The 12,559-nt window shown below is 70.3% G+C and carries 14 protein-coding genes; 1 reads left to right on the forward strand and 13 read right to left on the reverse strand.

All coding sequences use genetic code 11. The annotated features are described in order from the left end of the window. Nucleotide 1 precedes the first annotated feature (1 nt). Both ACFVW8_RS29240 and pyrR read right to left on the reverse strand, forming a co-directional pair. Nucleotides 2-988 carry an aspartate carbamoyltransferase catalytic subunit gene (locus ACFVW8_RS29240; protein WP_389695176.1) on the reverse strand — a complete coding sequence of 329 codons (987 nt, stop codon included), beginning with the start codon at nt 986-988 and terminating at the stop codon, nt 2-4. A gap of 86 nt (nt 989-1,074) precedes the next feature. After that, a complete protein-coding gene (gene pyrR, locus ACFVW8_RS29245; RefSeq protein WP_389695177.1) occupies nt 1,075-1,659 on the reverse strand; it encodes a bifunctional pyr operon transcriptional regulator/uracil phosphoribosyltransferase PyrR in 585 nt (194 codons plus the stop codon). A gap of 221 nt (nt 1,660-1,880) precedes the next feature. Here pyrR and bldD point away from each other — a divergent pair, with 221 nt between their 5' ends. Continuing rightward, nucleotides 1,881-2,381 carry a transcriptional regulator BldD gene (gene bldD / locus ACFVW8_RS29250; RefSeq protein ID WP_014157378.1) on the forward strand — a complete coding sequence of 167 codons (501 nt, stop codon included), beginning with the start codon at nt 1,881-1,883 and terminating at the stop codon, nt 2,379-2,381. A 163-nt stretch (nt 2,382-2,544) separates the two neighbouring features. On the opposite strand, the gene nusB is transcribed toward bldD, so the two are convergent. From nusB to ACFVW8_RS29305, 11 genes are all read right to left on the reverse strand, one after another. After that, a complete protein-coding gene (nusB, locus tag ACFVW8_RS29255) occupies nt 2,545-2,976 on the reverse strand; it encodes a transcription antitermination factor NusB (protein ID WP_266776532.1) in 432 nt (143 codons plus the stop codon). Between the two features lie 2 nt (nt 2,977-2,978). Then, the gene (gene efp / locus ACFVW8_RS29260; protein ID WP_389695179.1) at nt 2,979-3,545 is read right to left on the reverse strand and encodes an elongation factor P; all 567 of its coding nucleotides are present in this window, start codon (nt 3,543-3,545) and stop codon (nt 2,979-2,981) included. A 50-nt stretch (nt 3,546-3,595) separates the two neighbouring features. Next, on the reverse strand, nt 3,596-4,702 hold the full coding sequence (locus ACFVW8_RS29265; protein ID WP_389695181.1) for an aminopeptidase P family protein: 1,107 nt from the start codon (nt 4,700-4,702) through the stop codon (nt 3,596-3,598). An 84-nt stretch (nt 4,703-4,786) separates the two neighbouring features. Then, nucleotides 4,787-5,695: a Pro-rich N-terminal domain-containing protein gene (locus ACFVW8_RS29270; RefSeq protein WP_389695183.1), complete on the reverse strand. Its 909-nt coding sequence runs from the start codon at nt 5,693-5,695 to the stop codon at nt 4,787-4,789. A gap of 162 nt (nt 5,696-5,857) precedes the next feature. Next, nucleotides 5,858-6,298, reverse strand: coding sequence for a type II 3-dehydroquinate dehydratase (aroQ, locus tag ACFVW8_RS29275; protein ID WP_389695185.1), 441 nt, complete (start codon nt 6,296-6,298; stop codon nt 5,858-5,860). Further along, the gene (gene aroB / locus ACFVW8_RS29280; RefSeq protein ID WP_389695187.1) at nt 6,295-7,929 is read right to left on the reverse strand and encodes a 3-dehydroquinate synthase; all 1,635 of its coding nucleotides are present in this window, start codon (nt 7,927-7,929) and stop codon (nt 6,295-6,297) included. The genes aroQ and aroB overlap by 4 nt, the downstream gene beginning before the upstream one ends. Beyond that, a complete protein-coding gene (gene aroC, locus ACFVW8_RS29285) occupies nt 7,926-9,110 on the reverse strand; it encodes a chorismate synthase (protein ID WP_389695189.1) in 1,185 nt (394 codons plus the stop codon). Before aroC ends, aroB begins: the two co-directional genes overlap by 4 nt. A gap of 144 nt (nt 9,111-9,254) precedes the next feature. Then, nucleotides 9,255-10,091, reverse strand: coding sequence for a shikimate dehydrogenase (locus ACFVW8_RS29290; RefSeq protein WP_389695191.1), 837 nt, complete (start codon nt 10,089-10,091; stop codon nt 9,255-9,257). Next, entirely contained in the window at nt 10,078-11,826 is a 1,749-nt protein-coding gene (gene mltG, locus ACFVW8_RS29295; RefSeq protein WP_389695193.1) for an endolytic transglycosylase MltG, read from the reverse strand. Before mltG ends, ACFVW8_RS29290 begins: the two co-directional genes overlap by 14 nt. Before the next feature lie 96 nt (nt 11,827-11,922). After that, entirely contained in the window at nt 11,923-12,396 is a 474-nt protein-coding gene (ruvX, locus tag ACFVW8_RS29300; RefSeq protein WP_389695195.1) for a Holliday junction resolvase RuvX, read from the reverse strand. Between the two features lie 8 nt (nt 12,397-12,404). Next, nucleotides 12,405-12,559 (reverse strand): DHHA1 domain-containing protein (locus ACFVW8_RS29305; protein ID WP_389695197.1); only part of this gene is annotated, 155 nt, incomplete at its 5' end.

A 12,559-nucleotide genomic window follows, 5' to 3' on the forward strand; every position in this document is an offset into this window, starting at 1 on the left:
GTTACTTGTTCTCCTCGGTACGGGCAGGAAGGGCGGGGGCGGCGGGCTGGGAGCCGCCGAGCAGCAGGTAGAGCACGGCCATGCGGATCGAGACGCCGTTGGCGACCTGCTCGACGACCGTGCAGCGGTCGGAGTCGGCGACCTCGGCGGTGATCTCCATGCCGCGGACCATGGGGCCGGGGTGCATGACGATGGCGTGCCCGGGCATCTTCGCCATCCGCTCGCCGTCCAGTCCGTAGCGGCGGGAGTACTCGCGCTCGGTCGGGAAGTACGCGGCGTTCATCCGCTCTCGCTGCACCCGGAGCATCATCACCGCGTCCGAGTCCGGCAGCACCTCGTCGAGGCTGTAGCTGACATCGCACGGCCACTGTTCGACGCCGACCGGGACCAGGGTGGGCGGGGCCACCAGGGTGACGTGGGCGCCGAGGGTGGTCAGCAGGTGGACGTTGGAGCGGGCGACCCGGCTGTGCAGGATGTCGCCGACGATCGTGATCCGCCGGCCTTCCAGGTCCCGGCCGAGGCCGGTGTCGGCCCCGACCAGCCTGCGGCGCATGGTGAAGGCGTCCAGGAGTGCCTGGGTGGGGTGCTCGTGGGTGCCGTCACCGGCGTTGACGACCGCGCCGTCGATCCAGCCGGACGTGGCCAGCCGGTAGGGAGCTCCGGAGGCGCCGTGCCGGATGACGACGGCGTCCGCGCCCATCGCCTCCAGGGTGAGGGCGGTGTCCTTGAGCGATTCGCCCTTGGAGACGGACGAGCCCTTGGCGGAGAAGTTGATGACATCGGCGGACAGCCGCTTGGCGGCCGCCTCGAAGGAGATGCGGGTACGCGTCGAGTCCTCGAAGAAGAGGTTGACGACGGTACGGCCGCGCAGGGTCGGGAGCTTCTTGATCGGCCGGTCCGCGACTCTGGCCATTTCCTCGGCGGTGTCGAGGATCAGGACGGCGTCGTCGCGGGTGAGGTCGGCGGCCGAGATGAGGTGGCGCTTCATCTGGGTGTTCTCCGGTTGCTGGAGGGTTCAGGCGTGCGGGCGTGCGGAAGCCGCCGTACGGCAGGTGGGCCGTACGGAGAAGGCAGCTACTGCTCGACCGCCGGGGCGGCCTGCTCGACCCCGAGCAGCACGGCGTCGCGGCCGTCCTCCTCGGCGAGCTGGACCTTGACCGTCTCCCGCAGCGACGTGGGGAGGTTCTTGCCGACGTAGTCGGCACGGATCGGGAGTTCACGGTGTCCGCGGTCGACGAGGACCGCGAGCTGCACCGCGCGGGGCCGGCCGATGTCGCCGAGCGCGTCGAGCGCGGCGCGGATCGTGCGGCCGGAGAAGAGGACGTCGTCGACGAGGACGACCAGGCGGCCCTCGATGCCCTCGCCGGGGATCTCGGTGCGGGCCAGGGCCCGGGCCGGGTGCATCCGCAGGTCGTCGCGGTACATCGTGATGTCGAGGGAGCCGACCGGCATCTTCCGGCCGGTGATCTCTTCGAGCTTGTCGGCGAGCCTGCGGGCGAGGAAGACGCCGCGGGTCGGGATGCCGAGGAGCACCACGTCGTCGGCGCCCTTGGCGCGTTCGACGATCTCGTGGGCGATACGGGTCAGTACTCGGGCGATGTCGGGAGCCTCGAGAACGGGGCGTGCCGCATTGCCGGTGGCGTCGTGCTGTGCGTCCATAAGAAACGGACCTCCTTCTCCGCCTCACTGGACGGATCTTAAAGGACGTCGAAATTGCGTCATCCACGTTACCAGGGCTTGTGCAGGGCCCTCGTCGCACCCCTGGGAGGTGCCGGTCCGGATCATTCAGCTTGACGCACCCAAGTAACGCTGCGTAACCTCACAGTGAGTTACCAGCCACGCGGCGGAGCCGCGAAATGTTCCAGCGTCCCGGGAGCCTTATGTCCAGCGAATACGCAAAGCAGCTCGGGGCCAAGCTCCGTGCCATCCGCACCCAGCAGGGCCTCTCCCTCCACGGCGTCGAGGAGAAGTCCCAAGGCCGCTGGAAGGCCGTTGTGGTGGGATCGTACGAGCGCGGCGACCGTGCCGTGACCGTGCAGCGCCTCGCCGAGCTGGCCGACTTCTACGGTGTCCCGGTGCAGGAGCTCCTGCCCGGCACCACGCCCGGCGGCGCCGCCGAGCCGCCGCCGAAGCTCGTCCTGGACCTGGAGCGCCTCGCCCACGTCCCGCCGGAGAAGGCCGGACCGCTGCAGCGCTACGCGGCAACGATCCAGAGCCAGCGCGGTGACTACAACGGCAAGGTGCTCTCGATCCGCCAGGACGACCTGCGCACGCTCGCCGTGATCTACGACCAGTCGCCGTCCGTGCTCACGGAACAGCTGATCAGCTGGGGCGTGCTGGACGCGGACGCGCGTCGCGCGGTCGCCCACGACGAGGGCTGAGCAGCCCAGCAGAAACGTACCGCCGGATCGGTGGGGCCCTTTCCCGGACGCCCCGCCGGTCCGGCGCTGCTGTTTTTCCGGAAGTCCGCCCGGAGCGGGAGTACGACGAAGGGCCCGCGGTCTGTCGACCGCGGGCCCTTCGTCGGCTGAGCGCCGCCGGCAGCTACTGCTCCCGGCGAAGGTTCGGCTTGAGCTCCTTGAAACGGGCCAGCAGGCCGTTCACGAAGGACGGGGAGTCGTCGGTGGAGAACTCCTTGGCGATCTGCACCGCCTCGTCGATCACCACCGCGTCCGGGGTCGCGTCCACCCAGATCAGCTCGTACGCGCCGAGCCGCAGGATGTTCCGGTCGACGACCGGCATGCGGTCGATCTCCCAGTCCACGGCATAGGTGACGATGAGGTCGTCGATGCGGTCCGCATACTGCGCGTACCCCTCGACGAGCTCCATCGTGTACTCGGTGACCGGCGGCTGACGGGTGTCGGACCGCGAGTGCCGTACCCAGTCCGCGAGGACCGTCTGCACGGACTCACCGCGCTGGTCGGCCTCGAAAAGGATCTGGAAGGCGCGCTTGCGGGCCGTATTCCGGGCAGCCACGGTTAGCTGTTCACCCGGCCGAGGTAATCGCCCGAGCGGGTGTCGACCTTGATCTTCTCACCGGTCGAGATGAAGAGCGGGACACCGATCTCGTAACCGGTCTCCAGCGTGGCAGGCTTGGTGCCACCGGTGGAACGGTCGCCCTGGACGCCCGGGTCCGTGTGCTGGATGACGAGCTCGACGGCGGCCGGCAGCTCGACGTAGAGCACCTCGCCCTCGTGCTGCGCCACGGAGGCGGTGAAGCCCTCGATCAGGAAGTTGGCGGCGTTGCCGACGGCCTTGCGGTCGACCATCAGCTGATCGTAGGTGTCCATGTCCATGAAGACGAAGTACTCGCCGTCCATGTACGAGAACTGCATGTCGCGCCGGTCAATGGTGGCCGTTTCGACCTTCACGCCGGCGTTGAACGTCTTGTCGACGACCTTGCCGGAGAGCACGTTCTTGAGCTTGGTGCGCACGAAGGCAGGGCCCTTGCCGGGCTTGACGTGCTGGAACTCGACGACGGACCAGAGCTGGCCTCCGTCGAGCTTGAGCACCAGGCCGTTCTTGAGGTCGTTCGTGGAAGCCACGGTTGCGGAATCTCCTGGACTGAAGCTGGTGGAACGACCGAGGATGCGCGCTAGAGCGCGAGCAGCTCCTTGGTCGTAATGGTGAGTAGCTCGGGTCCGCCGTCCGCCTCGGGGCGCACGACGAGCGTGTCATCGATCCGGACCCCGCCCCGGCCCGGGAGGTGGACCCCCGGTTCGACGGTGACCGGCACACAAGCGTCCAGTTTACCCATGGCGGCAGGTGCCAGCTGCGGGTCCTCGTCGATTTCGAGCCCCACCCCGTGCCCGGTCCGGGACGGGAGGCCCTCACCATGGCCCGCGGAGTCCAGGAGATGGCGGGCCGCACGGTCCACGTCGCGGTAGGCGGCACCGGGCACAAGTGCCTCCCGCCCAGCCCTCTGAGCGGCGAAAACCAGGTCGTAGAGCTCGATCTGCCAGTCGGCCGGAGCCGTTCCGATGACGAAGGTGCGGCCGATCTCGCACCGGTAGCCGCGGTAGTTCGCACCGAGGCAGACGGAGAGGAAATCTCCTTCCTCCACCCTGCGGTCCGAGGGCCGGTGGCGGCCGAGGCCGGAGTTGGGCCCGGTGGCGACGGAAGTGGCGAAGGCGGGGCCGTCGGCGCCGTGGTCCACCAGCCGGCGCTCCAGTTCCAGCGCGAGATGCCGTTCGGTGCGGCCCACGAGAATCGATTCGAGGAGTTCACCGAGCGCCTGGTCGGTGATCTCGGCGGCGATCCGCAGACAGCCGATCTCCTCCTCGTCCTTGACGATGCGCAGCTGCTCGACGGTGACCCCCAGGTCGGCCAGCCGGAGCTTCGGGGCGACCGCACCCATGGCCCGGTGCCGGGCAACCGTCAGATCGTGCTCCTCGACGGCGAGGGACTCCGCACCGCGGGAGGTGGCCAGATCCGCGGCGGCGACCACCGGATCGCCGCCGGTGACCGACAGCAGGTCCACCCGGAGCTGTTCGTCGGTGCGTCCGTCGGCCGGATCACCGGTCGGGGGACGCGGGCAGAGCAGAACGTCCTCGTCGGGGCCGAGCAGCAGCACGGCGCCCGGCGGCGCTCCCCCCGCCAGATAGCGGACATTGGCGGGGCGGGAGACCAGGGCGGCCGCGGATCCGACGGCGGCGCACCGGTCGCGGAGCAGCCCGCGGCGGACGGCGTACACCTCTGACATGAATCGAGCGTACGAGCGCCGGAGCGGGACCGCCCGGTCAGCGCACCCGACCGGGGTGCGGTCCGGCAGCCGTCCGGCGCCGGGTCACCAGGCCGGGGGGCTGGCTATGGAGCGGGCGAGTATGTCGTCCAGGACGCGGGCGGTGGTCTCCACGTCATAGGTCGAGTTGTCGATGATCGGCAGCCCGGAGCCGTACCAGCCGGCCATCCGGCCGTGGATCCGGGCGACCTCCTCGTCCGAGAGGCGGCGGTTTCCGCTGCGGGCGGCGTTGCGCTCCAGGACGATCTCCAGGCCCGGCAGCAGGACGACGGGCAGCAGGCCGGGGCCGACATGACGCTTCCAGCCGCCGAGGCCCACCACGGGGCGGTCGGGGAAGACCGCGTCGTCGAGGATGCAGGAGATGCCGTTGGCCAGGAAGTTGCGGGCGGCGAAGCCGCAGGTGCGGCGGGCCAGCCGGTACTGGGCCTCGGACTGGTCGTTCCACCCCGTCTGCGGGTCCGCGAAACCGGAGCAGACCCACTCGCGGACGTCGTCGAGGCTGACGTGCGCGGTGGGGACCCGGCGGCGGCTGGCCCAGAGCTTGGCCACGGTGGTCTTCCCGGCGCCTGCCGGGCCGATCAGGAGCACGGCGAGGGTCGCGGTGCCGGTCCCGGGCTCGGCGGGCGGTGCGGGCAGCGGTACGGGCCCGCCTGGCGGCAGCTGGATGTGCCCGGTGGTCTCCCTGGAGACCGGCGCGGGGGCCTGGTGCGGTGCCGGGCCGCTCCAGCCCTGGCCCGGCCCCTGCTGGGCGGGGGCGGCCGCAGGCGGCGGTACGGGCCGTCCGGTCGGGGGCGGCGGAGCCGGCGGGCCCGACGGGTGCGGCCCGGGGTGGCCCGCCGGTGGCGGGACCGGCGGACCGGGGTTTCCGGGGTGCTGGGACTGGGGCGACCAGCCGACAGGTCCGTTTCCGTGTCCCTGGGGCGGCGGCAGCGGTGCCCCCACTGCGTGCTGCATCCGGTGGCACTCCGTCTCGTACAGGCAACTGGCGCTGGTGGAACGGCAACGGTACCTCCCCGGACACCGCTGGGAGGCCCCCTCCCGGCCGTCACAGAGGGAACGGCCGGGAACGGCGGGGAGTGCCCCGGCGGCCGGGCCGGCCGCCGGTGCGGCGGTCCTTCAGTCCGTCAGCTCGTCCGCGAGGGCCCGCAGGGCGAGCCGGTAGGAGCCGATGCCGAATCCGGCCACGGTTCCGGTGGCGACCGGTGCGACCACGGAGGTGTGGCGGAACTCCTCCCGTGCGTACGGATTCGAGATGTGCACCTCGATCAGCGGAGCGGTGCGCTGGGCGGCCGCGTCCCGCATTCCGTACGAATAGTGCGTGAAGGCACCCGGATTGAGAACGACCGGAATTGAACCGTCCGCGGCCTCGTGGAGCCAGCGGATCAGCTCCCCCTCGTCGTTGGTCTCCCGGACGTCGACCTCGAAGCCGAGCTCGCTGCCGAGGGTGCGGCAGGCCTCGACGAGTCCGGCGTACGAGGTGGCTCCGTAGACGTCGGGCTCGCGGGAGCCGAGCCGGCCGAGGTTCGGCCCGTTGAGCACGAGGACCCGGCGGGTCACGCCGACACCTCCCCGTAGGCGGCGAGCAGCACGGCCGGGTCGGGCCCCTCAAGGACGGTCGGCTTGCCGAGACCGTCCAGGACGATGAAGCGCAGCAGGTCGCCGCGGGACTTCTTGTCGACCTTCATGTTCTCCAGCAGCTTGGGCCACTGGTCGCCGCGGTAGGTGAGCGGCAGTCCGACGGACTCCAGGACGGCGCGGTGCCGGTCGGCGGTCGCGTCGTCGAGCCGTCCGGCCAGGCGGCCCAGTTCGGCGGCGAAGACCATGCCGACGGAGACGGCCGCGCCGTGACGCCACTTGTAGCGCTCGTTCTTCTCGATCGCGTGGGCCAGCGTGTGGCCGTAGTTGAGGATCTCGCGCAGCCCGGACTCCTTGAGGTCGCTGGAGACGACCTCGGCCTTGACCCGGATGGCGCGTTCGATCAGCTCGGCGGTGTGCGGTCCGGCGGGCGTACGCGCGCCCTCGGGGTCCGTCTCGACGAGGTCGAGGATCGCCGGGTCGGCGATGAAGCCGGCCTTGATGATCTCGGCCATGCCGCTGACGTAGTCGTTGACCGGCAGCGAGTCCAGGGCCGCGAGGTCGCAGAGCACTCCGGACGGCGGGTGGAAGGCGCCGACGAGGTTCTTGCCCTCGGCGGTGTTGATGCCGGTCTTGCCGCCGACGGCCGCGTCCACCATGGCGAGCACGGTGGTGGGCACGGCGATCCAGCGCACCCCGCGCAGCCAGGTCGCCGCGACGAACCCGGCGACGTCCGTGGTCGCTCCGCCGCCCACACCGACGATGACGTCGCTGCGGGTGAAGCCGGTCTGGCCGAGCGCCTTCCAGCAGTAGGCCGCGACCTCGACGGTCTTGGCTTCCTCGGCGTTCGGCAGCTGGATGGCGATGGCCTCGTAGCCCTGGTCCGCGAGGTCCTGGCGGACCGCCTCGCCGGTCTCGGCGAGCGCCTCCGGGTGCAGGACCGCGACGCGCTTGACGCGGTCGCCGATGAATGTCGGCAGCTCGCCGAGGAGTTGCCGGCCGACCACCACCTCGTACGGGTCGGTGCCCGCGCTGCCGGCGATCTGGATGCGGGTGGGGGCCTGGTCCGTCATCGTTGCGTGCTCCCGGCCGGACGACGCCGCGTCCGGCAGTTGAATTGCGTCGAGGACCGCCTGGGCGACCTCTTCGGGTGTGCGCTCGTCGGTGGCGACGACCACGCGGGCCACGTCCGTGTAGAGGTGGCGGCGTGCCTCCATGAGTTCGCGCCACTGCCGGCGCGGATTCACGGCGAGCAGCGGGCGCGCGGTGTTGAGCCCGACCCGCTTGACGGCTTCGTCGACGTCCATCGAGAGGTAGACGACGGCATGGCCGGCCAGCAGTGCGCGCGTGGCCTCGTCGAGGACGGCGCCGCCGCCGAGCGAGAGCACCCCCGTGTGCTCGGACACCGCGGCCCGGACGGCCCGGCGCTCCAGCTCGCGGAAGCGCTCCTCACCCTCGTCGTAGAAGATCTCGGCGATCGGCTTCCCCGCGGTGGCGACGACATCCGCGTCGGTGTCCCGGTAGGTGGTGCCGAGCCGTGCGGCGAGCAGTTCACCCACGGTGGACTTGCCGACGCCCATCGGGCCGACGAGGACGATCAGCGGGGCGCTCATCGGATCTGCAGGTGGTCGAGGTACGACTGCACATTGCGGTGTGTCTCGGGGACGCTGTCGCCGCCGAACTTCTCCGCGACCGCGTCGGCGAGCACCAGCGCGACCATCGCCTCGGCGACGATTCCGGCGGCCGGTACGGCACAGACATCGGAGCGCTGATGGTGGGCCTTTGCGGGCTCACCGGTCACCACATCGACGGTGGCCAGTGCGCGCGGCACGGTCGCGATGGGCTTCATCGCGGCCCGCACCCGCAGCAGCTCACCGGTGGTCAGCCCGCCCTCGGTACCGCCGGAGCGGCCGGAGGCCCGCTTGATGCCGTCCTCGGTCACCAGGATCTCGTCGTGCGCCTGGGATCCCGGCACCCGGGCGAGGTCGAAGCCGTCGCCGACCTCGACGCCCTTGATGGCCTGAATGCCCATCAGGGCGGCGGCGAGCCGGGCATCGAGCCTGCGGTCCCAGTGCACGTGCGAACCCAGGCCGACCGGCACTCCGTACGCCAGTACCTCGACCACACCGCCGAGGGTGTCGCCGTCCTTGTGGGCCTGGTCGATCTCGGCGACCATCTGCTTGCTCGCGGTGGCGTCGAGGCAGCGCACCGGGTCGGCGTCGAGCTTCTCGACGTCGGCGGGGACCGGGTAGACCCCGTACGGCGCCTTGGCGGCGGCCAGTTCGACGACGTGGCTGACGATCTCGATGCCGGCCGTCTCCTTGAGGTACGACCGGGCGACGGCCCCGAGAGCGACGCGGGCCGCGGTCTCCCGGGCGCTGGCGCGCTCCAGGATCGGGCGTGCCTCGTCGAAGCCGTACTTCTGCATGCCGGCGAGGTCGGCGTGGCCGGGCCGGGGACGGGTCAGCGGGGCGTTGCGAGCCTGGGCGGCCAGCACGTCGGGGTCGACCGGGTCGGCCGACATGACCTGCTCCCACTTGGGCCACTCGGTGTTGCCCACCATCACGGCGATCGGCGAGCCCATGGTCAGGCCGTGCCGGACGCCGCCCAGGAAGGTGACCTCGTCCTTCTCGAACTTCATCCGGGCACCGCGGCCGTATCCGAGCCGCCGCCGGGCGAGCGCATCCGCCACCATCTCCGTGGTGACCGGGACGCCGGCGGGAAGACCCTCCAGCGTCGCCACCAATGCGGGTCCGTGCGACTCCCCCGCGGTCAGCCAGCGCAACCTGCTCAACGGTGCTCCTCATGCTCGCGCCTGAAATCCAACGGCGCGACCGGGTGCGCGGCCCTGGCCCGCCGCCCCCGATCCTCCCACGACCGGGAGCACCTGCCCGCAGCCGGTCCAGCTGACGGACGGATCAGAGTGCGCGAAGCACGGTCAGCGGGCGGCCAGCGCCTGCTCGCCGGCCTGCCGCATGGCGGCCAGCGGTGCGGGCGCACGGCCCGTCATCTGCTCGACCTGAAGGACGGCCTGGTGCACCAGGAGGTCGAGACCTCCGATGACCGGGCCGCCGTGCGCCGCCCAGGAGGCCGCGAGTCCGGTGGGCCAGGGCTCGTACAGCACATCGAAGAGCGTGCCGGGAGCCTCCGGCACCGATCCGGTCAGCGCGTCCGTGGCACCGGCCGGAGTGGTCGCGATGACCAGCGGGGCCCGCAGCGCCTGTTCGGCCTCCGCCCAGTCGGCGATCCGCACGTCGACGCCGAGGCGTTCACCCCAGCCGCGCATCTCGTCACCGCGTTCCCGGCTCCGGACGTAGGCCGTGACCGTTCCCGTGCAGATTTCGGAGAGGGCGGCGAGCGCGGAGGAGGCGGTGGCGCCGGCGCCGAGCACGGCGGCGGACTCGGCCTTCTCCACACCACGCTCACGCAGTGCGGCGATCATGCCGGGGATGTCAGTGTTGTCGCCGACGCGTCGTCCGTCCTCGGTGAAGACGACCGTGTTCACGGCCTCGACCGAGGAAGCGGTCTCGCTGATGCCGTCCAGCAGCGGGATGACCGCCCGCTTCAGCGGCATGGTGAGCGAGAGCCCGGCCCACGTCCCGTCCAGCCCTTGGACGAAGCCGGGCAGCGTCTGCTCGTCGATCTCGAACCGGTCGTAGGACCAGTCGCCGAGACCGAGCTCGGCGTACGCGGCCCGGTGCAGGACCGGGGAGAGCGAGTGGGCGACGGGCGAGCCGAGGACGGCTGCGCGGTGCCGCCCGTCAGTTGAGGCCATGCTGTTCCTTGAACTTGTCGTTGAGCTTCTCGTGCTCCGCGGCCGTCTTGGTGAACTCGGTCTTCTTGCCGTCGAGCGAGATGAAGAACATCCACCCGTTGGTGGTGGGACTGAGCGTCGCCCGCAGGGCTTCGTCCCCGGGGTTGCTGATGGGACCGGGCGGCAGACCGGCGTGGTAATACGTGTTGTACGGATCCGTATTGCTCCGGATCTCGTTCGACCTGATCTTGATCTCGCTCTGATTCTTGAGGTAATTGAACGCGGAGTCGAATTCGAGTTTACGATTCGTGACCGTGTTGTCCGACTTCAGCCGGTTGTAGACGACCTCGGCCATCTTGCGGAAGTCCTCATGCGTGAGACCCTCCGCCTGGACCAGGCTGGCAACCGTGATGACCTGCCACGGACCGTCCAGTTTGTATTTCTTCGCGGTCGCCTCGAGGTCGGCCTTGCCGTATTCCTCATCGGCCCGCGAGACCATCTTCTTCAGAATGGCCTCCGGCTTGGTCTCCTTGGTGACCGAGTAGGCGGCCGGGTAAAGGAAACCTTCCAGCGGGTCCTTGATGTCCTTGTTCTTGCTCGCCCAGTCGGGCAGACCGAGATCGGACGCCTTGGACTTCGCGATGCCCTGGGTCGTGCCCTTCTTGAGGCTCAGCTTCTTGTCGATCATTCCGTAGATGGCGGCATTACGGTAACCCTCGGGGATGACCAGGAGATTCTGGCTCTTCGGGTCGACCATCATCTTCACAGCCTCGGACGCCGACATCTCCGAGTGGAGGAGATAGACCCCGGCCTGGATCGACTTCCCCTTGGGGTTCTCGCTCTGCGCGGAGACGAACGCGTCGACGCTCTTGACCACACCCTGCTTCTTCAGGATGTTGCCGATGTCGTACCCGTACGCGCCCTTGGGGATCTCCACCTCGACGGACCCCGAGCCGCTGCCCGCGTAGTCGGGTGCCGACCCGAACTTGTCCTTGTAGTACGAGTAGCCGACGTAACCGGCTCCGCCGAGGCCACCGACCAGGACGAGGGAGACGACCAGGCAGGCGCAGCCGCTGCGGCCCTTCTTCTTCTTGCCCTTGCCGCGGCGCTCGCCGCCCCCGCGCCGGCTCTCGCCCGGATCGTCGTCCGCGTCCTCGTCGTCCCGGTCGTCGGCACCCGTGAAGAAGGGGTGGGTCTCCTCCGGCTGGACCTCGGGGTCCCAGTCGGGGTGCTGCGCCGGAGCCGGCTCCGGCGGTACGGACTCGCGACGGCCCGGGGGCTGGGGCGGCGGATAGGCCTCAGGGGTGCCGTAGTAGTCGTTGGTCCCGTAGCCGCCGGGCTGTCCGTACGGGTCGGTGGGCTGACCTTCGTACGGCATCGCGGGCTGCTGACCGGTGTCCCAGCCGCCGTTGTAGACGGGCTGCTGAGCGTACGGGTCCTGCTGACCGCCGTACGGGGGCTGCTGCTGGTACTGCGGCTGCTGGGCGTACGGGTCCTGCGGCTGCTGGGCGTACGGGTCGTGCTGCTGGTTCTGCTGGGCGTACGGGTCCTGCTGCTGGTTCTGCCTGTTCTGCTGGGCGTACGGGTCGTGCTGCTGGTTCTGCTGGGCGTACGGGTCCTGCGGATAGGGCTGCTGCTGGCCGCCGTACTGGCTCTGGCCGTGGGCAGGCTGCTGGCCTCCCCATCCCTGGTCCCCGTACAAGGGGTCCTCGGGATGCCACGGTTCGGAGCCGGGGCCCCGGCCATACTCAGTCATCGATCCCCTTGAGCCGCGAGACGACGTTCCGTCTCTTTTGCTGTGCGGTGTTTGTTCGAACACCGCCGCATCGCGCGGAACGTTACCGTATCGCGATCAGACAACCACTTCGACGCCCTCGCCGGGCGGATTACCCGACGCCCTTTCGGACTCCAGAGCGTTCTGGAGGATCACCACAGCGGCAGCCTGATCGATGACGGATCGGCCTTTTCTGGACTTCACGCCCGATGCGCGCAGGCCTTGACTGGCCGTCACTGTGGTCATCCTCTCGTCCACCAATCGCACCGGAATGGGTGCGACCGCGCGGGCGAACACATCGGCGAAGGCGCGGACCTTGGCCGCGGCCGGTCCCTCCCCACCGCCGAGGGACCGGGGCAGACCGACGATGACCTCGATCGGCTCGTACTCCGCGACGATCTGGCCGAGCCGCCGGTGGGCGGCCGGGACATCGCGTCCCGGCACGGTCTCCACCGGCGTGGCCAGGATCCCGTCGGGGTCGCACGAGGCGACCCCGATCCGGGCGTCCCCGACGTCGATGGCCAGCCGACGGCCACGGCGCATCTGCGTCATGTCCGGCGTCACGCCGTCTCGGTGACGAGGCGTTCGACAGCGGCCACGGCGTCACCGATGGCGTCCGGGTTCTGGCCGCCGCCCTGGGCGACGTCCGGCTTGCCGCCGCCACCGCCGCCGAGGGTCTTGGCGGCGGTGCGGACCAGGTCGCCGGCCTTCAGGC

Origin of the sequence: Streptomyces sp. NPDC058221, assembly GCF_042882365.1 — a bacterium.
Classification (GTDB): Bacteria; Actinomycetota; Actinomycetes; order Streptomycetales; family Streptomycetaceae; genus Streptomyces.